Source organism: Ruegeria sp. YKSF131 (genome assembly GCF_059612645.1).
On record NZ_JBXWQZ010000015.1, the window covers coordinates 14,962 to 39,935 of the forward strand.

A 24,974-nucleotide genomic window follows, 5' to 3' on the forward strand; every position below is an offset into this window, starting at 1 on the left:
GCTCTTAAGTCCCTTGGAGGAACAGCAGAAGTCATTCAAGTTGCAGCGTATCTCTGGGATAACCATGAACGAGAGATAGTGGCAGACAGAAAGCTGCTGCTCACTTGGCAATACGAAATGAGGTGGGCCGCGTCTCAACTGAGAGTTCAAGGTATTATGAACAAAAACACGCCCAACGAACCTTGGTCGCTGTCTAAGATAGGTATGGGGATGAGTTCGCTATGACAGTCAAAGAGATTTTTGAGACCATGGAATACGGCCCCGCCCCCGAAAGCGCCGCCGAAGCACTGGCCTGGCTGGTCGATCAGGGCGACAAGTTCGGACACTATATCGATGGTGCTTTCACCAAGCCGGGCAAAGGGTTTGACAGCCGCAACCCTGCGACCGGGGAGGTTCTGGCCAAGCTGACGCAGGCCAAGCAGGCCGACGTGGACGCCGCGGTTGCCGCCGCGCGCAAGGCTCAGCCGAAATGGGAGAAACTGGGCGGCGCGGGCCGTGCGCGGTATCTCTATGCAATTGCGCGACTGCTGCAAAAGCATTCGCGTCTGTTTGCGGTGCTGGAAAGCCTCGACAACGGCAAACCGATCCGGGAATCGCGTGACATCGATATTCCGCTGGCGCAGCGGCATTTCTATTACCACGCCGGTATGGCGCAGCTGATGGAAAGCGAGCTGCCCGACGCTGAAGCGTTGGGTGTGTGCGGTCAGATCATTCCGTGGAACTTCCCCCTGCTGATGTTGGCGTGGAAGATCGCGCCTGCGCTGGCAATGGGAAATACGGTGGTTCTGAAACCCGCTGAATATACCTCGCTGACGGCGCTGTTATTTGCCGATATCTGCACACAGGCCGGTCTGCCGAAAGGTGTCGTCAACATCGTCACCGGAGACGGTGCCGTGGGCGAGATGATCGTGGCCTCGGACGTGGACAAGATTGCCTTTACCGGCTCGACTGTTGTGGGCCGCCGCATCCGTGAGGCCACTGCCGGATCTGGTAAGGAACTGACATTGGAGTTGGGCGGCAAATCCGCGTACATCGTCTTTGATGACGCCGATATCGACTCGGCCATCGAAGGGCTGGTGGATGCGATCTGGTTCAATCAGGGTCAGGTCTGTTGTGCGGGTTCGCGCCTGCTGGTGCAGGAAGGCATCGCCGACCGTTTCCACGACAAGCTGCGCGCCCGGATGGACACGCTGCGCGTCGGCAATCCGCTGGACAAATGTATCGACGTGGGCGCGGTTGTGGACCCGGTTCAGTTGCAGACCATCAAAGGAATGGTCGAAAGCAACACAGCGGGCCATGTGCATCAAGCTGCCTGCAATCTTCCCGCACACGGCTGCTACTACCCGCCGACACTGATCTCGGGGCTCGAGACCTCGGACCCGTTGATGCAGGAAGAGATCTTTGGCCCGGTGCTGGTGTCTTCGACTTTCCGCACACCGGAAGAGGCTGTCGAGCTGGGCAACAACACCCGGTATGGTCTGGCGGCGACCGTCTGGACCGAGAATGTGAACCTTGCGCTGGATATCGCGCCCAAGCTGGTTGCGGGCGTCGTCTGGGTGAATGCCACCAATCTGTTTGACGCTGCTGCCGGGTTCGGTGGGGTCCGCGAAAGCGGCTTTGGCCGCGAAGGTGGTTGGGAAGGGCTGACCGCCTATACCAGACCCAAGGGTAAGGCCAAGCCGCTGGCAAAGGTCGAGGCAGCCATGGGCGAGGGGGCACCGGTCGACCCGATTGACCGCACTGCCAAGTTGTATGTCGGCGGCAAGCAGGCGCGGCCCGATGGTGGTTATTCGAAACCGGTTTGGGGCAAGTCCGGCCTGCTGGGCCATGTGGGTCTTGCCAACCGCAAGGACGTGCGCAACGCGGTCGAGGCTGCGGCAGGTGCCAAAAGCTGGTCCAGAACCACCGGCCATCTGCGGGCCCAGATCCTGTATTACATCGGCGAAAACCTCTCGGCCCGTGCCGGTGAATTCGCGGCGCGGATCGACGCCATGACCGGCAGGAAAGACGGCGCGAAAGAAGTTGAGGCTTCGATCCAGCGCCTGTTCACTGCCGCCGCCTGGGCCGACAAGTATGACGGCCAGGTCCATGGTGTTCCGATCCGGGGCGTGGCCATCGCCATGAAGGAACCCGTTGGCGTGATCGGTGCGCTTTGCGCGGATGAGGCACCGCTGCTGGGTCTGGTCTCGGCCATGGCGCCTGCGATTGCGATGGGTAACCGGACGGTTCTGGTGGCTTCTGAACCCTACCCGCTGGCGGCGACGGATTTCTACCAGATCCTTGAGACTTCGGACGTCCCTGCCGGTGTGGTCAACATCCTGACCGGCAGCCATGCTGAACTGGCGAAACCCCTGGCCTCGCATCTGAATGTCGACGCGGTCTGGTCGTTCTCGTCCACCGACCTGTCGAAAGAGATAGAGGTCGTTTCAGCCGGGAACCTGAAACGGACCTGGGTCAATAACGCGACGGCATTTGATTGGAGCATGGACCATTCCCGCCGCTTCCTTCAGGCTGCAACCGAAGTGAAAAACATCTGGGTGCCCTACGGCGAGTAGGGCTCCCTGCCAAGGGAGGCCTAAATGGATTTCTCAGGAAAAACCGTCATCGTGATTGGCGGAACCAGCGGTATCAATCGCGGCATTGCCGAGGCTTTTGCGGCCTCGGGCGCCAAACTGGCCGTGGCCAGCCGGTCGCAGGAAAAGGTCGATGACACCATCGCTGCGCTGAAGGCCGCGGGCGCACAGGATTCGATTGGGGCTGCGTTTGATGTGCGCGATGCCGACGCTGTGGCGGCGGGACTGAAGCAGTTCCATGACGCCTTCGGGGATTTCGATGTGCTGATCTCGGGCGCGGCGGGCAATTTCCCGGCGCTGGCATCCGAAATGTCAGTCAACGCGTTCAAGACCGTGATCGATATCGACTTGATGGGCACGATCCACGTGATGAAGGGGGCCTATCCGTTCCTCAAACGCCCCGGTGCCAGCATCATCAATATCTCGGCCCCGCAATCCTATCTGCCGTATGAGGGCCAGTCCCATGTCTGCGCCGCCAAGGCGGGAGTCGACCAGATCACCCGCACCTTGTCAATGGAATGGGGTGTCGAGGGGATAAGGGTGAATTCGGTTGTGCCGGGGTTCATCGAAGGCACCGAAGGTGCGAGACGCCTTGCGCCCACCCAAAACGCCCACGAAGAACTTCGCCGGGACGTGCCGTTGGGCCGCTGGGGTCAGCCGCAGGACGTGGCCAATGCCTGCCTGTTCCTCAGCTCGGATCTGGCCAGTTATATCAGCGGCACGGTTCTGGCCGTGGACGGGGCACTCTATCAGCGCGGATCGGGCAAGTTCGGGCAGATGATGGGCGATATGCTGCGGAGTATGAAAAAGAGGTGAGCCGCAACTCACCCCTTGCAGTTCAGTTGGTAGTTTCCAGACCAACCGGCTTTCCAACAACAGTGAAATGCAGGCCGTCCGGGTCCAACAGTTCGGATGCAACGCGGTTCACGTCTTCCAGTGTGACCGCGTTCACCTTGTCATTGCGGGTGGCGATATAGTCGATGGGCAATCCCTCCATCTGCATCCCCACCATGATCCCGGCAATCTGTCCGTTGCCGTCAAAGCGCAGCGGATAAGCGCCGGTCAGATAGGTTTTGGCATCGTCCAGTTCCTTCTGCGTCACCCCTTCGGTGGCGGCGCGCGCCCATTCGTTTCGAATAACCTCTATCGCCTCGGCAATGCGGTCATTGGCCGATGACACCGACCCCAGGTAAACCGAGGCCAGATCCTTGGGCACAAGATAGGTTCCAACCCCATAGGTCAGGCCACGCTTTTCGCGCACCTCCTGCATCAGACGGCTTTCGAACCCGCCACCGCCAAGGATGTGGTTCAGGATATAGGCGGCAAAGAAATCAGGATCGTCCCGATCTATTCCGGCATGGCCAAACAGCGCCACGGATTGCGGGGTGTCAAACTCGACAACACTGATCCCGCCGGGGATGGTCACGTTGGCCTTGCCCGGGATGGGCTTGCCCGTTTCCGGCAGGTCGGCGAGCAACGTGTCAAGCAATGCGCCCAGTTCTTCGGCCGTTATATCGCCGACGGCCCCCACATAGAGGCGATCCTTGGCAAAAACGCTTTCATACGCCGTAACCACATCATCCCGTGTCAGCGCCGAGACACTTTCGATCGTGCCCTTGCCTTCGGAACCGTAAGGGTGATCGCCATAGGCCATCTGGGCAAAGTTGCGGCCTGCAATCTCGTTCGGGTCGGTCTGATCTGATCGCAGCCCGGACAGGATTTGCGCGCGCACACGGTCAACCGCGTCCTGATCAAAGCGCGGTTCGTGAATCGTCTCACGCAGCAGGTCGGAAACCTCATCCCGGTTTTCGGTCAGAAAACGTGCGGAAATCGAAACCGTGTCGTCACCGGCGTTATAGCGGAACGATGCGGCCAGCGCCTCAAGCTCGCGCGCATAGGTCCGCGCGTCCATTTCGCCGGACCCTTCCTCGATCAGCCCGCTCATCAGATAGACCGCGCCGCGCTTGTCCGGGTCGTCCAGCGACGTACCGCCACGGAAGCGCAGCTCAAGCGCGGTAAACGGGATCGAGTGATCCTCGACAAGCCATGCGGTGATCCCGCCGGGCGAGGTTACTTCCTCGATCTCGATCTCGGCCAAAGCGGGCAGAGCAACCAGACAGGTAATCAGCGTTGCGAGAAACCGTTTCATTGCGTCACCTCATCATCGCGCATCAGCCAGCCGGTGACCGACGCCTTGGGTTGCAGAACGTCGCGGGCGGCGGCGATGATTTCGTCTCCGGTCACGGTCTGAAGGATATCAGGCCATGCCTGCACGTCCTGTATTGTCAGGCCGCTGGTCAGGGCGCGCCCATAGCGGTTGCCGATCCCGTCCACATTGTCCCGTGCATAGGTCTGCGCGGCCCGCAACTGCATCTTGATGCGGTTCAGATCGTCCTCGTCGACACCTTCGGCAATGAAATCGGCCACGGCCTGGTCCATGGCATCCTCGGCCTCTTGCAGGGAAACCCCTTCGGCGGGAACGACCAGCAGGTCGAATGTTGTGTCATCCAGCGAGACGTCACGATAGAACGCCCCGGTATAAACAGCCATTTTCTGATCGAATTGCAGCTTTTCGTTCAGATACGAGGTCGTGCTGCCCCCCAGAAGTTCCGCCAACAGAAACAGGGCTGCCGCCTTTTCCTGATCGCCCGGATCGCGTTCCGGCGCCAGGTAACTGCGCTGGATGTAGGGCTGCGCCACGCGAGGGTCCTTGAAAGTCAGACGAAGTTCGGCGGTTTGCGGGGGTTCCTGCGACCGGACCCGTTCCGGCAAATCCGCATTGGCGGGAATCACACCGTAATACTGATCGGCCAGAGTGCGAACCTCGGCGGGATCAACGTCTCCGGTGACAACCAGAATGGCGTTATTGGGCGCGTAGTGGGTCTGGTAGAAAGACATCGCGTCTTCCAGTTCCAGTTCTTCCATCTCGTGCTTCCAGCCGATGATCGGCACGCCATAACGGTGATTGAGGTATTGTGCTGCGCTCATCTGTTCGCCGAACAGGGCGCGCGGGTTGTTCTCGGTGCGCTGGTTGCGTTCTTCAAGGATCACATCGCGCTCGGTCACGATATCTTCTTCGCTCAGGCGAATGTTCCGCATCCGGTCCGATTCCATGCGCATCATCAGCTCAAGCCGGTCGGCGGCGACGCGCTGGAAATAGGCAGTGTAATCATACGAGGTGAACGCGTTGTCGTTGCCGCCATTGGCCGCGACGGTGGCCGAGAATTCGCCCGGTGCCAAAGTATCTGTGCCCTTGAACAGCAGGTGTTCAAGAAAATGCGCGACACCCGACGACCCGATCGGCTCATCCGCCGATCCGGCGCGGTACCAGACCATGTGCTGCACAACAGGCGCGCGGTGGTCTTCCACCACGACGACATCCATGCCGTTGTCCAAAGTGAATGTGGTGACCGCTTCTTTCCCACCCTCGGCAAAAGCCGGTGTGGTGGCGATCAGGGCAGCCGACAAGGCAAGGGCCCGAACCATGGGGCATCCTCCGTTTCGTTTCTGTCATTCAAACTACGGTGGTGCGGCCCGGGTTCAAGCCCGATGACGGAAAGTTAAGAATTATTCATTCGGCGGCGAGGTTGGAGTCTCGACCCCGGCCCGGCGGGCGGCTTCGGTTTCCGAATACGGATCGATCGACTGGCGTTCGTAGACCTGATTATAGCGGTCGACAGGGAACAGGCGCAGACCGGTCCAGCGGCCCCGGCGTTTGCGGAATGCGGCGTCCTCGGCTTCGACCACCTGCCGCGTATCGGGTGACACGCCATAACGGCTGGACGCCGTCACAAGCGCCGCATCCGACGACGGCACACCAGCGTTGGGGTTCAGGGCGGCGGCATTACCACCCAGCGCGACCACCAGATCGGCTTTGGGGGTCGGGTCTGTCAGGTTTCCGCCACCCGGCGTGGGTGCCGGCAGAAACGCGTAATCCTGAGGCTGGGTCAGCGGCTTGACTGGCAATACCGAAAATTCATCCGGGCCCTGTCCCGGAGGCGCCAGATCCCGCAGTCCGGGATTCGAACATGCCGCGACCGCAGCGGCAACTGTCAGAACAAATATGGCGCGCGGCATCCGCATTGGTGTCTCCAGCCTGTTTCAGGCGCTTTTATCGCAAATCATTCCGCGCGTCACGAGGGCTTTTTGCCGTCAAACAAAACCAGCCCCAGCGCTCCGGCGAATATGAACACATCCGCCAAGTTGAACACAAACGGGTTGTTGATGCCACAGCAGGACATGTTCAGGAAATCCAGTACAAACCCATAGAGGAGCCGGTCGATCACATTCGCAAGCGCTCCGCCGATCAGAAGGCCGCCACAGAGCAACATGAATTTCGAACGCGTCGAACGACCAAGCCAGACAAGAACACCGATACAGATCACCACGGACACACTGATCAGAAACCAGCGTGCGGCCTCAGAGTCGCCCTGAAACAGGCCGAAATTAATGCCTCGATTCTCGCCGTATTTGAACACCAGCAGCGGTGGCAGAACATCGATACCGTCGGGCCGTTCAGCCACGCGCAGGACGTGAACGACCAGATATTTGCTGATCTGGTCGATCGCAAAGGCGGCCAAGGCTGCCCAGAGAAGCAGGCGTGACCGCATCAGTGACGGAAATGACGCATACCGGTGAAGACCATCGCCAGTCCGGCCTCATCGGCTGCGGCAATCACTTCATCGTCGCGCATGGACCCACCCGGCTGAATGACGCAGGTCGCGCCCGCTTCGGCGGCTTCCATCAACCCGTCGGGGAAGGGGAAAAACGCATCCGATGCCACGGCCGAACCGATGGTCAGCGGCTGCGGCAAGCCCAGCGTTTCAGCCATGCGTTCGGCTTTCTTGGCCGCGATCAGGGCCGAATCCACTCGGCTCATCTGCCCCGCGCCAACACCCACGGTCGCGCCATCCTTGACGTAGACGATGGCGTTGGATTTGACGTGTTTGGCCACTTTCCACGCGAACAACAGGTCACGCATCTGCGCGTCAGTCGGGGCTTTCTTGGTCACGACCTTGAGGTCGTCCATGCCGATAAAGCCGTTATCCTTATCCTGCACCAACAGCCCGCCAGCCACCTGACGGACGGTTTTGCCACCTTCGGTTACATCCGGCAGCGCCTCGGTCGTCAGCAGGCGCAGGTTTTTCTTGGCGGCAAAGATCGCCTTGGCCTCGTCCGAGGCACCGGGGGCAATCACAACCTCGGTGAAGATGCCCGTGATCTCTTGCGCTGTTTCTGCATCCAACGGCTGGTTCAGCGCAACAATGCCACCAAAGGCCGAGGTGCGGTCGCAGTCAAATGCCGCCTTGTACGCCTCGAGAAGGGTGGCACCTGTGGCTACACCGCAAGGGTTGGCGTGTTTGATGATGGCGCAAGCCGCGCCTGTCGCTGGATCAAACTCGGCCACCAGTTCAAAGGCCGCGTCCGTGTCGTTGATGTTGTTATAGCTCAGTTCCTTGCCCTGATGCTGTACGGCGGTGGCGACACCGGGGCGGTTGGTGCCGTCCGTGTAGAACGCTGCCTGCTGGTGGCTGTTTTCGCCATACCGCAGGGTCTGCTTCAACTCACCGGCAAACGCGCGGCGCTTGGGAGCGTCCAGTTGCAGCGCATCCGCCATCCAGTTCGAAACAGCGGCGTCATAGGCCGCTGTTCGGGCATAGGCCTTTTGCGCCAGCCACTGGCGGAAGCCATAGGATGTCTTGCCATAGTTTTCTTCCAGCTGATCCAGCAGGGAGGAATAATCCTCGACATCCACGACCACGTTCACAAAGGCATGGTTTTTTGAGGCCGCGCGGATCATCGCCGGGCCGCCGATGTCGATATTCTCGATACATTCGTCATAGCCCGCGCCCTTGGCGACTGTTGCCTCGAACGGGTAGAGGTTTACGACCAGCAGGTCGATGGCGCCGATGCCATGTTCCTCCATCGCCGCAACATGGGTGTCATTGTCGCGCAGCGCCAGCAACCCGCCATGCACCATCGGGTGCAGCGTCTTGACCCGGCCATCCATCATCTCGGGGAACCCGGTGATTTCGCTGACATCGCGAACCTCAAGCCCTGCATCGCGCAGCGCCTTGGCGGTGCCGCCTGTCGACAACAGTTCGATCCCGCGTTCGGACAGCTCCTTGCCCAGCTCGATCAGCCCGGTCTTGTCGGAAACGGAAAGCAACGCGCGGCGCACGGGATGAAGGTCGGTCATGGGTCCAAAGGTCCTTTTGGCGTCAGTCAAACTTGGGCTCGTCCCGGTGCGTATCGCGCACGGCATAGGCTGTATCCTGCGCCTTGCTCAGCGTCCACCGGATGCGCGTCGCATACTCCATTGCGCGGCCAGATAGAACGATCTGTTTTGTCGCGCGTGGCTTTAAACGGCCTTTTTCAAGGTAAACACTTGGTTCGACAGATAATTTTCCCACGCCATCATGGCGGAAAACCCAGATCTCGCCGCTTTTGAGCGCCATCGACACTGCCGCCCCGCCCAGATCCAGCACCGCGTCAACGTCAGGATGCAGATGAAAACGGATGTCATAGCCAATGCCCTTGAGGCCCGAGGCGTCCAACGCCCTGTCGAACTGACGCTTGGCCTTGTCGGTTGCGGTCAGCAGAATATCCTCGACCGTCAGCTCACGCCCGTCAAAGCGCAATTCGAATGTGCGCGCGTGGGTCAGCCCGAAGACTTTGACATATCCGTCATGCCCGGCCATGAAACGGATGCCTTCGAACGCATCTTCAAAATCGACTGGAACGTCCTGTGGCGCGTCGACCAGCGCCTGACTTTCGCGGCCCGGCAACGGGTTGGCCAACCGCGCGCTCGAGAACCCGTCCAGACACAGGGTTGAGTGAGATGGGGTCGCACGCCCGGCACGGCGCCAATCCAGCCCGAAACTGGCCCCCGATCCACAATTCACGATCAAAGGGCGACGCCCCGAGGTCAGCTCGAACGCCAGCGTGGATGCGTGCGCGTTGAATGAGGCCGCTCCGGAGGGCGGCGCGCTGGCATCCACGATCACCGTGGTGCGTGCTGCGGCCAGGCGGGCATAGCCCATTGGCAGTTCGGTCGCCGCCTTGTGCTTGACGCCACTTTGCGCAAGCGCCTGTTCCAGCCGCCCTTCGACCCCGCGCCCGCCACCGTGAAACCGCGCCAGCGCGCCATCCGCATGGCGCAGACTGCGCAAGGTCGGTGCGATCCGCTTGATCGCCTTGGCCTGCGCGACAGGTGTGCCGCGTCCAAGATCGCTCAGCGCCGCCGACGTCCAGCTGAGCAGCATGAACACCTCAAGCAGCTCTTCCGGGTTGCGTGTTGGAATACCGCCCTTCGCATCCACCTGCCGGTCACACTCACCAGCCAAAGCCCGCAGGGCCGGATCGGCCATCTGCTCCAACCCCTCCAGCGCCAATCCGGCTTGCACAAGACCGGCCAGCGCCTCGAAACGCGGCAACCCGGGCGTCGCGGCCTGCCAGCGTTTGGACAGGAACCATGTTTGCTGCGCCAAAGACCGAAAGAACAGTTTGCTTTGCTTTTCATCTGCCCCGCGCAGCAGAAAAAGCGCATGGTTGATCCAGCGCATCACCCGCCGCCCGGTCAGGTCAGGCACCCAGCCCGGGCCCTGCCCGCGGCCATGCGTCTCGATCCAGCCCCAAACCCAGCGCTGCGCTTTTTCCCGTGCGCGCATATCACCGACAGCGGCCAGATCATCCAGCCATGCAAAACCATGGCGTTCCTCGTCAAAGCCGGCGCTGGGGGCAATGACATCCCACAACGCGGTATCGTCTGCCTCGACCAGATAGCCGGCGAACAAGAGATTCCCCGCAACCAGCTGCCGCCCGCGCGCAAACGAACCAACGGTACGCGGCTGGGGCTGCGCAACAAACCCCGTAGCTGCCTTTTGCCGTTGGCTGAGACGCGCGTAGAAACGGTTCTGCAACCGCATCCACCGACTGGCCATGGTGTCCGAATTTGACATGCGCGTGTTACTCTGCCCCTTGCGCTCTGCTGGCGCTTGAGACCCAACGATAGACCGCGCCGATCGTCAAGTCATCGAAAAGCGTGCACTCAGGCGGATTTGTTCAGGCAGGCGATATAGAACCCGTCCATACCCCCGCGATCGGGCCAGTAGTCGGGCCGCAGACGCAGGCCGCCTTCCTCAGTGATCCAGTTGTCTTCGATGCCGGGTAAGTTCAGAGCGGCGCGATCAACACGCATGTCCGGATACATGCCCAGCGCGTCTTCGATCTGAACCTCGCCCTCATCCGGCAAGAGCGAACAGGTGCAATAGACCAGCCGCCCGCCGGGTTTCAGCAGCGTCCACGCATGGGCCAGCATCTGCGCCTGCAAATCGATCAGTCCGCCAAATTCCGAGCCATCCTTGGCAAAAGGCAAGTCAGGATGCCTGCGGATCGTACCCGTAGCCGAGCAGGGTGCGTCCAGCAAAATTGCGTCGTACTGACCCTGATGGTCCAGCGCGTCACCCACGATGACCTCTGCCTGCAACCCGGTCCGGGCGAGGTTTTCGCGCACGCGTTCGGTGCGCGCCGCGGATACATCCAGCGCCGTCACATCGGCCCCCGCCGCAGCCAGTTGCATCGTTTTGCCGCCCGGAGCCGCGCAAAGGTCCAACACCTTCTCGCCCGCCATCGGTGCCAGAACACGTACCGGCAGCGCGGCTGCCGCGTCCTGCACCCACCAATCCCCAGCCTTGTACCCCGGCAAGGCCGAGACCTGACCCGCATCCTGAATACGCACAGACCCGGTGGGCAGCTTTTCGCCCGGGGGGCCTTCTGCCCCCGGCTTCAGTGTAAGGTCCAGTGGTGCGCCCGCGAAATGCGCCTGTTCCATACCGGCAACCGCTTCGGCACCCCAGGCCGCGATCAGAGGTTCTCGCAACCACTCCGGCAGGTGCGGGACACGCATTTTCGGCCATGCCTCGGGACCCTCGGACGCGACCTTGCGCAAAACAGCATTCACCAGCCCTTTCAGACGCCCGTGCTTGCGCGAGCGGCTGATGATTTCAACCATGGAGTTCACCACCCCATGCGCGGCTTCCCCGTTGCACAGTTCGACCGCACCCAGCCTCAGCGCGTTGTGTACGGTCAGGGCGGGTGTTCGGTTCAGGTGGTTGTCCAGCAGACGGTCGGCGCGCTCCAGCCCGCGCAGGGTTTCCGACGCCAGCCGCTGGGCACGCGCGCGATCCTCTGGCCCCAACCGATCCAAAGCGCCCGCAGCGAGGCATTCAGACAACAGGCGGCCTTCGCCCAGAACCTGATCCAATAGATAGATTGCGCTGCGCCGTGCTGCTGTCGCGCTGTTTGTCATGGTACTGCCTTCATGTGACCTGTGCCCGCATTGCCATTGGCGGACGCGGGCGTATATCAAGGCTATGCACGGAAAGGAACCCGATGTCATGAGTGACGACCGCAAAGACCTGCCTCCCGCCGCCCAACGCGCGCTGGCTGAAGCGGAAGAACGCCGCCAAAAAGCCCGGGCCGAGGTCAGGGAAATGCCCAAGGAACTGGGCGGACGCGATGGGTTGGACCCCGCCCGTTACGGCGATTGGGAAAAGAAAGGCATCGCCATCGATTTCTAGGCCCTCAACCGCGCAGGGCCTTCAGAAAATCATCGATCAGGGCGCGCTGTTTCCTGGACTGCGCCCGATCTTCAGGCCATGTCAGCCAATACCCGTCCTTGGTTTGCAGCTCTGGCAGCTCCAACCTGCGCAACCGGCCATCCTTTAGATCACCGGATGCCAGCGGAACCGAGCCCAGAACGATCCCCATTCCGCGCCTTGCCGCCGAAACGGCGTGCTCCATCGAATCGAAACTGACATGTGATGGCGCGACTTCTCCATGCCCGCATTTCCGGACCCACTCGCGCCAGCCCGGACGTTCACCGCGCAGATCGATCAGGGGGGCACCCCATTCAACACCCGGCGCGGCCATCGGCACCAGCACCTCGCGCGCGATCAATACCGCGTCGCGCCCGGCCCACACCCCCCTGCCATAGCGGATTTGCAGCCAGGTGCGTTCCTCGTCCAGCGACGACCGGCGCGCAACCGAGTCGGTCATCACCCGCACCTCGGGGCGCAGATTTCGGAACACAGGCAGGGCTGGTACAACAAGGGCGTGAATGTTTGACGACAACCCGGCGACCCTGAGTTCGCGTGGCGATTTTCCAAACAGATCCTCGGTGTTGCGTTCCAACGCCAGCAGGCTGTCCTGCACGAGCGGCAGATAGCTTTCACCTTCGACCGTCAGCGACACGCCGCGCGCCTCGCGCACAAACAGGGACCGGCCCAGCCACGCCTCAAGATTGCCGATCCTTTGGCTGACAGCGGCCTGCGTCAACCCGAACTCTTTCGCCGCGGCCGAGAACCCGCCAAGCCGCCCGGCGGCTTCGAACACGCGCAACCAATCCAGCGGCGGTAATCCGGTCTTATTCTTAGCCATTAGTTTTTCCAAGCCTCAGCCGAAATAAGGATTAATTGTCGTAATGCCACGAACGGCGTATCTGCTCAACCAAAGCCCGCGCCGAACAGGAGACCCCCAATGCTGCGCACCGCCACCCACGACACCTCGATTGTTACAGTCGCGTTTGATACCGGGACCAAGGCCCGTTTCCACGCCATCTGGCTGCGCGACAACGCGCTGGACGCTGATACCCGCGCACCGGGCAACGGTCAGCGCCTGATCACCATCGGCGATATTCCTGCCGACATCTCGGTCAGTTCAGCCGAGGTGGTCGCGGGCGACCTGCAAGTCACGTTCCAGCCTGAGGGCAAAACCGTTACCTTCCCGGCGGACTGGTTGGCCGAAAACGGCTATGACCGCGATCATGACATTGCGCTGGGTCGCATCGCCGCCGGCATCACGACCTGGGAGAGTGGCATCGCCGCGCCCAGCGGCGATTGGAACGAGGTCCATGCCAACCCGGCTGCCAAGCGCAATTGGCTGGCCGCTGTGGCCGAGTTCGGCTTTGCCAAGCTGACTGGCGGCCCGACCGAGCCTGAATCGCTGCTGAAGGTCGCTGACCTATTCGGCTATGTCCGCGAAACCAATTATGGCCCCTATTTCGAGGTGCGGACCGAGGTGAACCCGACAAACCTTGCCTATACCGGGCTTGGCCTTCAGGCGCATACCGACAACCCCTATCGCGACCCGGTGCCGACCTTGCAAATCCTCTATTGTCTGGAAAACTCGGCTGAAGGCGGGGATTCCATCGTTGTTGATGGCTTCCGCGCTATCGAAAAACTGCGTGACGCAAACCCCGAAGGCTTTGCCCTGCTGGCAGGATATCCGGCGCGGTTCGAATACAAGGGCTCGGACGGGGTCTGCCTGCGGTCACGCCGTCCGATGATCGAGTTGTCGCCGGATGGCGAGCTGATCGGCATCCGCTTCAACAACCGCTCTTCTGCCCCCTTCGTAGACGTGCCGTTTGACAAGATGGAGGCTTATTACGCCGCCTATCGCCAATTGGGGAATATCATCGACGATCCGGCGATGGGCGTTTCCTTCAAACTGGAACCGGGGGAAAGTTTTATCGTCGACAACACCCGCGTCCTGCACGCGCGGCTTGGCTATTCCGGAGCCGGATCGCGCTGGTTGCAGGGATGTTACGCCGACAAGGACGGGTTGCTGTCCACACTGGCGGCCATGGAGATGGTGCAGCCGGAGGCGGCGGAATGAAACCCGATTTCTCGACCCTGAACCGGGACAATATCGTTGCCTTCATCGGTGACATCTTTGCGCGCCGCGGCGGTGAAGAATATCTGGGCGAGCCTGTCACCATGGCCCAGCACATGCTGCAAGGCGCCACCATTGCCGAGCAGAACGGGATGCCCGAGGAAATCATCGTCGGCGCATTGCTGCACGACATCGGCCATTTCACATCCGAGTTCGGCACCTACCACCCGGATGACACCGAAGACCGCCACCATGAGGACGCAGGCGCCGAGGTGTTGGAGCAGTTCTTCCCTTCGGTCATCACCGATTGCTGCCGCTACCACGTGGCGGCCAAGCGGTATCTGTGTGCCACCAAGCCCGAATATTTCAATCGCTTGTCCGCCGCATCGGTTCACACGTTGGAACTGCAAGGTGGCCCGATGAGCGCCCAAGAAGTTGCCGCGTTCGAAGCCAACCCGAACCTGAAAGAGATCATTCAGGTCCGCTATCTGGATGAGGCCGGAAAACGCGCGGATATGGAAACCCCTGACTTTGCACATTTTGCGCCGATGGTGCAGCGTATGGTCGACAAGCACATGGAGGCCGCATGAACGCCCCGGAATATATCTTTGAAGCCAGCACCAAACCCTCGTTGCCCTGGCACGAGGTTCCCCTGATCCGCGCAACGGACGCCTCGGTCAAAGGTTATGGATGTCTGGTCGATGATCCCGAAGAGTTCGAGATCGAGATCACCCGCTGGCCACAGCAGGGGTGGCGGCCGATCGACGAAGGCACAGGCGATGAAGGCGGCTGGGTCGAAGGCACCTTTCGCGGTGAGTGGAAGGGAGACGTGCTTTACGGCGAGAACGAAGCGGTCAATGGCCACTATGTCCTGGGATGGTCAACCGATCCGCAGCAGGCGCAGACAAGCCGCCAAACAGCGCCCCGCGATCAGGTGCTGCTGTGGCACATGAACTATCACCCGGATGGCGGGCAGATGTTCTGGCCGCTCGACAACAAGCCCTTCATCATTCCTGCCGCGTTGCCCGGCGACAACCTGACGCCGGAAAAGGTGGTGGCGTTCTGGTGCGACGGTTCGCGCGGGCTGTATATCCATCCCGGTATCTGGCACGAGGGGATATTTCCGGTTGAAAACAACCAGCGGTTCCTCGACCGGCAGGGTGCGGTGCACGCTCGGGTCAGCGCTGATATCGGTCAGGAATTTGGCGTCTACCTCGCCTGCCCGCTGCGCGCCGACAAGATCAGGGACTTGTAAGAAAAGCACAGCTTGTTGCTGCGGTGCTTTTTTGGAGCACCGCATTCATTCGATTAGTTGATTTGACCGCGTATGTTTAGCAGCGCCTACAACCCCAACACATCCACCATGTCATACTGACCCGGCGCCTTGCCCTGCCCCCACAGGGCCGCCTTCAGCGCGCCGCGGGCAAAGATGGCGCGGTCCGTGGCCAGATGGCGCAGGACGATGCGTTCTCCGGGGGCGGCGAACAGAACATCATGTTCCCCCACGATGTCGCCGCCGCGAATAGCGTGAAAGCCGATATCTCCGCGCTTGCGCGCGCCGGTGATGCCGTCCCGGCCCCGGTCGGACACATCCGACAACTCGACGCCGCGCCCTTCGGCTGCGGCCTCACCCAGCATCAGCGCCGTGCCCGAAGGTGCATCGACCTTGTGATGGTGGTGACCTTCGATGATCTCGATATCGAAATCCTCATCCAATGCGGCCGCGACCTTTTTGGTCAATTGCACCAGAAGGTTGACGCCAAGGCTCATGTTTCCGGCCCGAACGATCACCGCATGGCGCGACGCGGGTTCCAAAGCTGCGATCTGTTCGTCGGACATGCCGGTGGTGCCGATCACATGCACACAGCGCGCCTGCGCGGCCAGCGCGGCAAATTCCAGAGTCGCTTCGGGCGCGGTAAAGTCGATTACGGCCTGCGCCTGTGCAAACGCCTCCAACGGGTCGTCGGTCACGGTCACGCCCAGCGCGGGGCCGCCCATCGCTTTGCCCACGTCCTGACCGATCCAGTCATGGCCTTTCCGCTCGACCACACCCACCAGGCGCGCCTGATCGCTGTCGGTGACGGTCTTGATCAGCATCTGCCCCATACGGCCCGAAGCCCCTGTAATGACGATCCCCGGAATATGGGTCATAGCGCTGGTCCTTTTTGTTCAGGTCGGCAATGTCGGCTCAAAGCCTCCTACCCCGTTCGCGCCCGCTTGGCAAAGCCCTGCTTTCAGCTTAGATCGAAGACATGGCAAAGAATAAATTCCACGATGGCCCCGGCCCGTCCCAACGGCAACTGCGTGTCGGCGAACTGATCCGTCGCACTCTGTCCGAAGTTCTGGCGCGCGGAGATGTCCATGACCCCGACCTGAACCGCTTGTCGATCACCGTAGGCGAGGTGCGCACCTCGCCCGATCTGAAGATCGCCACCGCCTATGTGCTGCCCCTTGGCGGCCGAGGGCAGGAGGACGTAATCGAGCTGCTGGCCCGCAACAAGGGTGAGCTGCGGCGTATGGTCGGCAAGAAAGTCGGCCTGAAATTCGCGCCCGATCTGCGCTTTCGGCTGGATGACACGTTTGACCGTCTGGACGACACCCGCCGTATGTTCGAACAGGACGCGGTGCGCCGCGATCTGGACGAGTGATCCGCACGTTTGTCACATTGGCGACGCTTCTCTGGGCCGCGCAGGCAGGCGCGGTCACTTGTGAAAAGCTGACCCATGAGGACAAACGTTATACGGTTTGCAACGTTGATGCCGCCAACGAAGACCTGCGGCTGTTTCTGAACGGCGAAGACGGTCAGGTATTGGGGCATTTTTCGGCGGTCAACGAAGTGCTGGCCCCGGAAGGCAAACGGCTGGCTTTTGCAATGAACGCGGGCATGTATCACGACGACCGTTCACCCGTTGGCCACTATGTCGAGGACGGGCAGGAACAGATGCGTGTGATCGCCAACCCCGGCCCCGGCAATTTCGGGTTGCTGCCCAATGGCGTGTTCTGCATCCGCAAGGGTCGGGCGGATGTGTTTGAAACGCTTGATTACGTGGATCAGGCCCCCACCTGCCGCTTTGCTACCCAATCCGGTCCAATGCTGGTGATCGACGGAGAACTGCACCCGCGCTTCCTGCCCGATTCGACCTCGCTTTATGTTCGCAATGGGGTCGGCACCAGTTCCGACGGTACGCGAGCGGTGTTTGCGATCTCGGAAGATTATGTCACCTTCCACGAATTCGGGCGTCTGTTCCGCGATGTGCTTGGCACACCAAACGCGCTGTTTTTCGACGGCAATATCTCGCGGATGTATGAGCGGGCCAGCAACCGCTCGGATCTGGGATTCTCGCTGGGGCCGATTGTCGGCGTAGTCGAAGAAAAGCCCGCAAATTGACAGCGGCAGAGTGATCCGTTAACTCGCGCGCCTTAGCAAGATTCAAGGTGCATGATGGGACGTAAACGCAAGGGTCGCGACATTTCCGGCTGGCTGGTGGTGGACAAGCCCGCGGGCATGACCTCGACCGCCGTGGTCAACAAGGTGCGTTGGGCGATGGATGCCAAAAAGGCGGGCCATGCGGGCACGCTGGATCCCGAGGCGACCGGCGTTCTGGCAATTGCCTTGGGTGAGGCAACCAAGACCGTTCCCTATATCACCGATGCGTTGAAAGCCTATACCTTCACTGTGCGCCTGGGGCAGGCCACCAACACGGACGATGCCGAGGGCGAAGTGATCGCGCAAAGCGATACGCGCCCCTCGGATGACGATATCAAGCAGGCGCTGACCCGGTTTCTGGGTGACATCATGCAGGTGCCGCCCAAATTCTCGGCGGTGAAGATCGACGGCCAGCGCGCCTATAAACTGGCCCGCGATGGTGAGGACGTGGAGCTGACCGCCCGCCCCCTCTGGGTCGAGGAACTGATCCTTGTCGACCGCCCCGACGAAGACCATGTGGTGCTGGAGATGACCTGCGGCAAAGGCGGCTATGTGCGCTCGATTGCCCGCGATCTGGGCGAGGCGCTGGGTTGTCACGCCCACGTCAAGGAACTGCGCCGCATCTGGTCCGGCCCCTTCGAGGCCGAGGACGGGTTAAGCATCGAGCAGATTGACGAAATGGCGAAAACAACCGCGCTGGACGAATATCTGCACCCACTGGAAACCGGCCTGTCCGACCTGCCCGAGCTGAAATGCACCGCCGAGGGGGCAACCCGTCTGCGCAATGGCAATCCGGGCATGGTGCTGGCCTCAGACATTGAATACGGCGACGAGGCCTGGGCATCGTTCGACGGCAAGGCCGTGGCCGTGGGCATCTATAAATCCGGTGAATTGCACCCTAGCCGGGTGTTCGTCGACTGAGAGCCGTGTTAGGCGAAGGGCATGATCACCCGTTCCCACACCAAGGGCGACGCGCCCTCGACCGCCATCTATTCCGATTGCGAGAAATACCGCTATAGCCTGACCCGCATCTGGGACCCTGAAGGGCGCAAGGCGCTGTTTGTGATGCTGAACCCGTCAACCGCGACCGAGGTGCAGAACGACCCGACGGTGGAACGCTGTGAACGGCGCGCACGCGCGCTTGGGTTCGGCGCGTTTCAGGTCACGAACATCTTTGCCTGGCGCGATACCGACCCGCGCAAGATGCGGGCTGCCGCCGATCCGGTCGGGCCCGGGAACGACGCGGCCATTCTTGACGGTGTGCGATGGGCCGATCAGGTCATCGCGGCCTGGGGTACGCACGGCGCGCATCTGGGACGCGGCCCTGCGGTGGAAACCCTGTTGCGAGGCACCGGCCAATCGCTGTTCCATCTGGGCCTGACCAAAGACGGTCATCCCAAACATCCGCTTTATATCGCATACACGCGTCAGCCTGAGGTCTGGTGACAAAGGATTAACCATTTCAAAGGTTTACCTTTGACCTGGTGACGGGCGACATGGGATATTCCACCCTCGGAGCATCATGCTTTCGGAGGGGTTCAATGTTTCTGGCCGGATTGCTTGGACTGGCCGCCATCGGCGGCGCTGCTTACGCGATGAGCGATTTTCTGATCGAAGAGGACGACACGCCGGATGAAAACCCGGAAGGTGAGCCATCGGCTGAGGTTGATACCGGTGAGTTTCTGGTCATCGGTGAAGGTGTCGAAGACCCGGAAAACGCTGACACCGAACCTTCGCCGGACAATGGCGAGGCACCCTCCACCGGGACTGTGATCTCGGAATTTGAAGGCGATCTCGTGATTGCCGGTGGCGATGGCTCGGACGTGATTACCGGGCAGGACGGTGTCGATCAGATCAACGGCTATGGCGGGGACGACACGATAAACGGTGCCAAGGGCAACGACGTTCTGCACGGGGGCGACGGCGCGGATGAGATATCGGGCGGTCAGGGAAATGACATCCTGCACGGTGAGGCGGATGACGACCTTTTGTTTGGTGATGACGGGGATGACGCCCTTTACGGTCACTTTGGTGACGACACTCTGGATGGCGGTGCGGGTGAGGACGAACTGTTTGGCGGTCAGGGCGACGACAGCCTGGACGGCGGCGCCGGGGATGATGCGTTGCAGGGCGGGTTCGGGGATGATGTTCTGAACGGTGGCGACGGTGAGGATACCGTCTTTGGCGGGGACGGAGACGACTTTGTTTTCGGGATCGAAGAGGGTGCCGCCGAAAGGGATTTCCTGAACGGCGGTTCGGGTGACGATACCATTCTGGCAGGCGGCAAAGACGTGGTTACGGGCGGTGACGGAGCTGATGACATCGTGCTGAACCCAGGCGACGATCAGGTGACCGTGATGGGTTTTCAACCCGGCGAAGACAAGCTGCTGGTGACGTGGGAGGATGAGACCGACCCGGCAATCGAGGTTGAGGTCGACGCCGAAAACGCCAACCTGACAAGGGTTTTCATCGATGGCCAGGAAGTTGCGCAGGTATTTGGTGCCGAAGGGATGACAGTGGCCGACATTCAGCTGATCACCGAAGCCCAGTTGGCGCAATACGGTCAGATGATTTGAGCCCACAGAAACCCTTTGCCATTTGGGTCAAATGCGCTTATACGCGCCCATCCGCAACGGAATCGGTGCGGTCTTCTCCATGGGCCTGTGCTGGACGACATCCCGGCCTGCGCCATCAACTCTAACCTTAAAAGGAGACCCCGATGTCGATCACTGCCGCTGAAAAAACACGCGTCATGCAAGAATTCGCAACCAAAGAAGGCGACACCGGTTCGCCTGAAGTTCAGGTTGCTATCCTGACCTCGCGCATCAACACCCTGACCGAGCACTTCAAGACCCACAAGAAAGACAACCACGGTCGTCGTGGTCTGCTGAAAATGGTTGCTCAGCGCCGTAAGCTGCTGGACTACCTGAAGGGCAAGGAAGAGGCGCGCTACCAGGACCTGATCAAAAAGCTGGGCATCCGCCGCTAAACGTAATTGTTACGTTTTGTACCGGTTCTGAACCCCGGTTTGTAAGATTTGTACGCCCGCCCAATTGGCGGGCGTTTTCTTATGTGGACGAATGTCAAGTATTCCAACCGACCAAAGCTGCAGTGGTAAACTCAATCTTGGTTGGCAAGGTGAGCCCAATCTGGACATTGACGAACGGCCATGCGCATCGTGAGGCATGTCGCTCACGGAAGACCTAAACCAAATTTTAGAAACTGTCTTGCCGACCGATCCCAGCTTTCAGCAGATCGAATATGCGGTGATAGACAATTGCATTAGTGAAACCCGGCGATACGCCTTGGAAGGCTCCACCGAAGCCTTCTTGATGTCCGCGATGCGTCTACTGGCACTTCCCGACAATGGGCACACACGGCTGATCCCGAACGATGCGATCAAAGTGCTTCCGCTGAGGTTCGTGAGCGTAGGGCGTTCTGTGCAACTCGTCGGCGCGTTTCCAGAGATAACTGCACCACGAGGAGAACTGATTGCGGTTAACGGCGCAGCTTTGAGCCAGATTGAAGCAAAGGCGGAGCAGTTTCTTGCGGGAACGTGCCAAAGGAAGCGAGTCATCGGACCGATTCTTTTGGCTTGGCCGTACGCCTTGGCACGTTTGGGTTTTTCGTCAAACGGTGGAACGACCGAGTATCGTGTGCAGGACGAGAATGGGCAGATAACCAATCTGAAAGTGGCAAATGGAAACACTGTTCCTGGATCGATGCTCTACCCGAGAAATGAGCAAGGCAAAGATGATCCAACCTGGGTGCCTGAGACTTTTGCGGAAATAAAGGACTGGCAAGATCTTGGGCTATCAATAGCGTTGCCGAGCTTTTTTGCTCCGAACGAAACAACGCTGCACAAAGCCGTCTCAGCCGCGGTGGAACGCGTGCGCGCCCGTCCGAACGGAACGCTTTTGATTGACGTTCGCGGAAACACCGGCGGCGATTTTCTTCTGACTATGCCTTTGATAGACGCGATCTCGCAAATCGCAAGCAAGCAGGTTGTTGTGCTTGTTGATAAATTCACGTTTTCCGCGGCGATAGTGTTTGTGGCCATCCTCAAACATCGTTTGGGAAACAGGCTCAAACTCATCGGGGAAGAAATGGGTGACGGGTTGATGTTCTTTGCCGAGGGCGGGTTGCTCGATTTGCCGACCAGCGGGGCGGTTGTTCGATACTCATCAGCCTTTCACGATTGGAAGAATGGAAGGACTGACAAAACCACTCCGCCCGAAATCGCGCGGAAGATCGTTCCCGTAGGGGCACTGAATTTGGATTTGGAATGGGTCGCAAGTCGTGCAGATGAGGATGCGGACGGCGCCTTCTATCAACGAGTTCTCAGAAGCATGAGCACTTAGGCAAACAGCCGCGACGGCACCGCGGTGCCCATCCGCGACGCCGCTCGGTATGGCTTTTGATGTCTCTGGTCAGATTGCCTGCCACTTTTTGTAGGTATCGACCGCCAAGGCGGTGTCGATCACGAACATCGCAACCGCGGTTACCATCGCCAGCATCGACAGCCAGAACGACCCGCTTGCCGAGGCGACGGCCAGGGTCATGCCGCCGACGCAGGTGGCAATCGCAGCGGCTTTTTCAAGGCCGCTCATGTCGGTCAGAACGATGCCCGCAAGTTTGGTGAACCCGACGGACGCCTTGGCGACGCCCAGCATTGCCTTCATCATGGCCAGATCGCTGCCCGCCGTTCCGGCCTTGGCGATTGCACCGGCGTGGCGGCTGATCGGGCCGCTGCATTTGACAGCAATCCCGGCCCCGGCCCGCGTGACTGTCTTGGTTCCGAGCGCCTGATAAACCCCCAGCGCGGCCATGGCCATCGTGATGATATCTGCAAACGCCTTGGCGGCGGCCCCGATAAAGGTGTTCAGCGCAGCTTTCTTGCGCTTTTTCCTGCTGGTGCCCAGCGGAGCCCCCAAAAGCGGCGTGTCCCCCTGCATCAGGATCAGGCTGTCCGCAGTTTCATGCACCGAGAACGGCGCGGCATCGACGGGAACCGTGGCGGCTTCGGCCTCGGGTATCGGGTCGGGAGACAGGAACCGCGCCTTGATCTGCGCCTGCTGGTCGGCCGGTAGCGCGCGGATATCGGCCCCTTCGTCTGAGGCATAAAGCTCTTCCCATGCGCTTTCCATGATCGCGGCCACGTCCGCCGCGCTTGGTTCGGCGGCGGGGGCTGTCATCAGCGGCATCTTGGGGCCTGCATCAAGGTCGATGTCCTCCACCGCGTCCTCGGGGAGCTTGTCGAGCATCTCGATGAATGACTCGTCGAACACATCAGGGTTGAATGAAATGCCAGAGGCGGAATGGAGCTTCATGGGTAAACCTACTTTCTTTAACTTTGACACAATAAACCTGCACAATAGACGAGTTTTGAATTCTCTCTGTGGTGAACATCACACTTGAACAGCCAGTCGCCCCCCCGGACGCCGCCAGCCGGGGCGCGCGCGGCGTTTCGTGGCAGCAGCAGGACGCGTGTCTGTAGATCAGCCGTTATTCGGGAAGACCGGCCTTTTTCCACCCTTCGCGCCAGCTTTCGGAACAGGCCGGAACGGTAAAGATCGGCAGCCTGGTCTGATCCGAGGAAGCGGTGATATCCGGGCGCAGCGCTTTCAGGTCGCTTATCGCCGCCTGCGCCGCTGCGGCATCGGACATCTGACCCAAGGCGGCAATAAGCATCAGGTGGCTCATGACAAATCCTGACCGAACGGCCAGAGCGTCACGCGCTGCGGCGGCGGCCTCGTCATACCGGCGCAGCTGAAACAGCGCACTTGCCCGGGCGATATGTGCCGCATGACGCATCGGGTCTTTCGGGCTGAGTTCAATGGCATGTGTTGCGTGGTCCAATGCCTCATCCGGTCGGTTCAACATGCACAGGTTGATGGAGGCGAGCATGTGGACGCTTGCAGCATTGGGGTTTTCGGCCAGCGCCTGTTTGAACGCCGCACGCGCACGCGGCAGGTCGCGGGCCAGCATCGAGATTGAATGCGCCGCATAAGCCATGGCAATGCCGTCGGAGCGGTCGCTCATGAGAACGCGTTCAGCCGCGCTGATGGCGGCCTTGGGCCCTTCGCCGATGGGATCAAGCCCCTGCACAAGCCGCTGAATATGCAGCCAGGCCAGCAGCCCTGCGGCAGCGGCGTAATCCGGGTCGCGGTCCAGCGCCAGCGTTGTCAGCCGGATGGCTTCGCGATTGGCGTCATCTGTCAGCAGATGAAAATGCGACAGCGCCTGAAGGTAGAGTTCATAGGCTTCGAGGTTTTCGGTCGGCTTGGCGCGGGACCGGTTCGTTTCGGCGTGGCGCAGCGATGGCTCGATCGCTGTGACGACCTCTTGCGTGACCTTGTCCTGAAGGTCGAAGATATCGTCCAGCACCCCGTCAAAGCGATCGGCCCACAGGTGGCTGCCATTTTCCGCATCAATCAACTGCCCGGTGATCCGGACACGCTGTCCGGCGCGTCGGACGGACCCTTCCAGCACATACCGAACCCCGAGCGTCAGGCCGACCTGTCGGATATCCGTCGTTTTTCCCTTGAAAATGAAGGACGAGTTGCGGGCCACGACCATCAGCCAGCGAAAGCGCGACAGTTCCGTGATGATGTCTTCGGTTATGCCGTCGGCAAAGAACTCTTGCTCGGGGTCGCCGGACATGTTGTCGAAGGGCAGAACGGCGATCCCCGGACGAGTGTCGGCGGGTGTAGCAAGATGGGCGGTTGAACCCTTTGGCCAGCACCAGACACCAACGCGGCGCGTGATGTTCTTCAGCTCGGCCTGCCCGCCGCCGTCGAACAGGGCCGCATCGCCCCGGTCAAGGCTGTGATGCGCCGTGTCCGAGATCAGGATCTGGTCGGGTTTGGCCAATGCTTCGAGCCGGGCAGCGACATTGATGCCATCACCGAAAATGTCTTCGCCTTCCGTGATGACCTCACCCGTGTGAATACCGATGCGCAGCCGCAGCCCTTCGGGCTTGTCGCAGGATTGCAGGGCAATCGCAAAATCCGACGCGTCGGACGTTGACCGGAATTCGGCGATCCAGCCATCCCCCATGCTTTTGATCAATGTGCCGTTGTGGGTTTCCAGCAGGGCAGTGAGCGTGTCGTCACGGAACGATTTCAGTGCTGCAAGTGTACCCTGCCGGTCCTGATCCATAAGCGCCGAGTACCCGACAACGTCAGCCGCCAGCACTGTCGTAAGCCGTCTTTTCATTCGCACCCCCAATGAAAGTGAGGTTAGCGCAGTGATCCGGTTCTGTCAGGCCATTTCCCGGACGGGGCAATGGCACGCATCGC

24 protein-coding genes are annotated in these 24,974 nt (G+C 60.6%); 13 read left to right on the forward strand and 11 right to left on the reverse strand.

Annotated features, from left to right (window positions below):
• The first annotated feature begins 221 nt into the window (after positions 1-221).
• Both AC2FLZ_RS07420 and AC2FLZ_RS07425 read left to right on the forward strand, forming a co-directional pair.
• Positions 222-2,555: an aldehyde dehydrogenase family protein gene (locus AC2FLZ_RS07420; protein WP_496882021.1), complete on the forward strand. Its 2,334-nt coding sequence runs from the start codon at positions 222-224 to the stop codon at positions 2,553-2,555.
• Between the two features lie 24 nt (positions 2,556-2,579).
• On the forward strand, positions 2,580-3,389 hold the full coding sequence (locus tag AC2FLZ_RS07425; protein WP_480554417.1) for an SDR family oxidoreductase: 810 nt from the start codon (positions 2,580-2,582) through the stop codon (positions 3,387-3,389).
• Positions 3,390-3,411: 22 nt separating this feature from the next.
• On the opposite strand, the gene AC2FLZ_RS07430 is transcribed toward AC2FLZ_RS07425, so the two are convergent.
• The 7 genes from AC2FLZ_RS07430 to AC2FLZ_RS07460 form a co-directional block, all read right to left on the reverse strand.
• Positions 3,412-4,722: a M16 family metallopeptidase gene (locus AC2FLZ_RS07430; protein ID WP_480517963.1), complete on the reverse strand. Its 1,311-nt coding sequence runs from the start codon at positions 4,720-4,722 to the stop codon at positions 3,412-3,414.
• A complete protein-coding gene (locus AC2FLZ_RS07435; protein WP_496821875.1) occupies positions 4,719-6,059 on the reverse strand; it encodes a M16 family metallopeptidase in 1,341 nt (446 codons plus the stop codon). Before AC2FLZ_RS07435 ends, AC2FLZ_RS07430 begins: the two co-directional genes overlap by 4 nt.
• Before the next feature lie 81 nt (positions 6,060-6,140).
• Positions 6,141-6,656, reverse strand: a complete 516-nt coding sequence (locus tag AC2FLZ_RS07440; RefSeq protein WP_480474232.1) for a DUF3035 domain-containing protein — start codon at positions 6,654-6,656, stop codon at positions 6,141-6,143.
• Positions 6,657-6,706: 50 nt separating this feature from the next.
• Entirely contained in the window at positions 6,707-7,183 is a 477-nt protein-coding gene (gene lspA / locus AC2FLZ_RS07445; protein ID WP_480474233.1) for a signal peptidase II, read from the reverse strand.
• On the reverse strand, positions 7,183-8,772 hold the full coding sequence (purH, locus tag AC2FLZ_RS07450) for a bifunctional phosphoribosylaminoimidazolecarboxamide formyltransferase/IMP cyclohydrolase (protein ID WP_480554414.1): 1,590 nt from the start codon (positions 8,770-8,772) through the stop codon (positions 7,183-7,185). Before purH ends, lspA begins: the two co-directional genes overlap by 1 nt.
• A 22-nt stretch (positions 8,773-8,794) precedes the next feature.
• Positions 8,795-10,534, reverse strand: a complete 1,740-nt coding sequence (locus tag AC2FLZ_RS07455) for a heparinase II/III family protein (RefSeq protein WP_480554413.1) — start codon at positions 10,532-10,534, stop codon at positions 8,795-8,797.
• 89 nt (positions 10,535-10,623) lie between these two features.
• Complete coding sequence (locus AC2FLZ_RS07460; RefSeq protein ID WP_496882022.1) at positions 10,624-11,883, reverse strand: RsmB/NOP family class I SAM-dependent RNA methyltransferase; 1,260 nt, start codon at positions 11,881-11,883, stop codon at positions 10,624-10,626.
• Between the two features lie 88 nt (positions 11,884-11,971).
• On the opposite strand from AC2FLZ_RS07460, the gene AC2FLZ_RS07465 reads away from it, so the two are divergent.
• Positions 11,972-12,154, forward strand: a complete 183-nt coding sequence (locus AC2FLZ_RS07465; protein ID WP_480605489.1) for a DUF1674 domain-containing protein — start codon at positions 11,972-11,974, stop codon at positions 12,152-12,154.
• A 4-nt stretch (positions 12,155-12,158) separates the two neighbouring features.
• Here the strand turns inward: AC2FLZ_RS07465 and AC2FLZ_RS07470 are convergent, their stop codons facing one another.
• Entirely contained in the window at positions 12,159-13,013 is an 855-nt protein-coding gene (locus AC2FLZ_RS07470; protein ID WP_480474239.1) for a LysR family transcriptional regulator, read from the reverse strand.
• 99 nt (positions 13,014-13,112) lie between these two features.
• Between AC2FLZ_RS07470 and tmpA the strand changes: the two genes are divergently transcribed.
• Genes tmpA through AC2FLZ_RS07485 form a run of 3 tightly spaced genes read left to right on the forward strand, consistent with a single transcriptional unit; the run spans position 13,113 to position 15,501 of the window.
• Complete coding sequence (gene tmpA, locus AC2FLZ_RS07475; protein WP_496882023.1) at positions 13,113-14,249, forward strand: 2-trimethylaminoethylphosphonate dioxygenase; 1,137 nt, start codon at positions 13,113-13,115, stop codon at positions 14,247-14,249.
• The gene (gene tmpB, locus AC2FLZ_RS07480; protein WP_480493940.1) at positions 14,246-14,836 is read left to right on the forward strand and encodes a (R)-1-hydroxy-2-trimethylaminoethylphosphonate oxygenase; all 591 of its coding nucleotides are present in this window, start codon (positions 14,246-14,248) and stop codon (positions 14,834-14,836) included. The genes tmpA and tmpB overlap by 4 nt, the downstream gene beginning before the upstream one ends.
• Entirely contained in the window at positions 14,833-15,501 is a 669-nt protein-coding gene (locus AC2FLZ_RS07485; protein WP_480474243.1) for an ureidoglycolate lyase, read from the forward strand. Before tmpB ends, AC2FLZ_RS07485 begins: the two co-directional genes overlap by 4 nt.
• An 86-nt stretch (positions 15,502-15,587) precedes the next feature.
• Here the strand turns inward: AC2FLZ_RS07485 and dapB are convergent, their stop codons facing one another.
• The gene (gene dapB / locus AC2FLZ_RS07490) at positions 15,588-16,397 is read right to left on the reverse strand and encodes a 4-hydroxy-tetrahydrodipicolinate reductase (protein ID WP_480517976.1); all 810 of its coding nucleotides are present in this window, start codon (positions 16,395-16,397) and stop codon (positions 15,588-15,590) included.
• A 101-nt stretch (positions 16,398-16,498) separates the two neighbouring features.
• Between dapB and rbfA the strand changes: the two genes are divergently transcribed.
• The 7 genes from rbfA to AC2FLZ_RS07525 all read left to right on the forward strand — a co-directional run bounded on the left by rbfA (position 16,499) and on the right by AC2FLZ_RS07525 (position 22,034).
• Complete coding sequence (gene rbfA, locus AC2FLZ_RS07495) at positions 16,499-16,894, forward strand: 30S ribosome-binding factor RbfA (protein WP_480474247.1); 396 nt, start codon at positions 16,499-16,501, stop codon at positions 16,892-16,894.
• A complete protein-coding gene (locus tag AC2FLZ_RS07500; RefSeq protein ID WP_496882024.1) occupies positions 16,891-17,634 on the forward strand; it encodes a phosphodiester glycosidase family protein in 744 nt (247 codons plus the stop codon). Before rbfA ends, AC2FLZ_RS07500 begins: the two co-directional genes overlap by 4 nt.
• Positions 17,635-17,688: 54 nt before the next feature.
• Positions 17,689-18,594: a tRNA pseudouridine(55) synthase TruB gene (gene truB / locus AC2FLZ_RS07505; protein WP_480494047.1), complete on the forward strand. Its 906-nt coding sequence runs from the start codon at positions 17,689-17,691 to the stop codon at positions 18,592-18,594.
• A 21-nt stretch (positions 18,595-18,615) separates the two neighbouring features.
• Entirely contained in the window at positions 18,616-19,119 is a 504-nt protein-coding gene (locus AC2FLZ_RS07510; RefSeq protein ID WP_480517980.1) for a DUF1643 domain-containing protein, read from the forward strand.
• A gap of 95 nt (positions 19,120-19,214) precedes the next feature.
• A complete protein-coding gene (locus tag AC2FLZ_RS07515; protein ID WP_496882025.1) occupies positions 19,215-20,249 on the forward strand; it encodes a calcium-binding protein in 1,035 nt (344 codons plus the stop codon).
• A 143-nt stretch (positions 20,250-20,392) separates the two neighbouring features.
• Entirely contained in the window at positions 20,393-20,662 is a 270-nt protein-coding gene (gene rpsO / locus AC2FLZ_RS07520) for a 30S ribosomal protein S15 (RefSeq protein WP_480474255.1), read from the forward strand.
• 196 nt (positions 20,663-20,858) lie between these two features.
• Positions 20,859-22,034 carry a S41 family peptidase gene (locus AC2FLZ_RS07525; protein ID WP_496882026.1) on the forward strand — a complete coding sequence of 392 codons (1,176 nt, stop codon included), beginning with the start codon at positions 20,859-20,861 and terminating at the stop codon, positions 22,032-22,034.
• Between the two features lie 69 nt (positions 22,035-22,103).
• Here AC2FLZ_RS07525 and AC2FLZ_RS07530 read toward each other — a convergent pair whose 3' ends face one another.
• Together AC2FLZ_RS07530 and AC2FLZ_RS07535 are read right to left on the reverse strand one after the other, a co-directional pair.
• Positions 22,104-23,003 (reverse strand): hypothetical protein, encoded by a 900-nt coding sequence (locus tag AC2FLZ_RS07530; RefSeq protein ID WP_480493945.1) that lies wholly within the window; start codon positions 23,001-23,003, stop codon positions 22,104-22,106.
• A gap of 175 nt (positions 23,004-23,178) precedes the next feature.
• Complete coding sequence (locus AC2FLZ_RS07535) at positions 23,179-24,891, reverse strand: adenylate/guanylate cyclase domain-containing protein (protein ID WP_480622593.1); 1,713 nt, start codon at positions 24,889-24,891, stop codon at positions 23,179-23,181.
• Positions 24,892-24,974 lie beyond the last annotated feature (83 nt).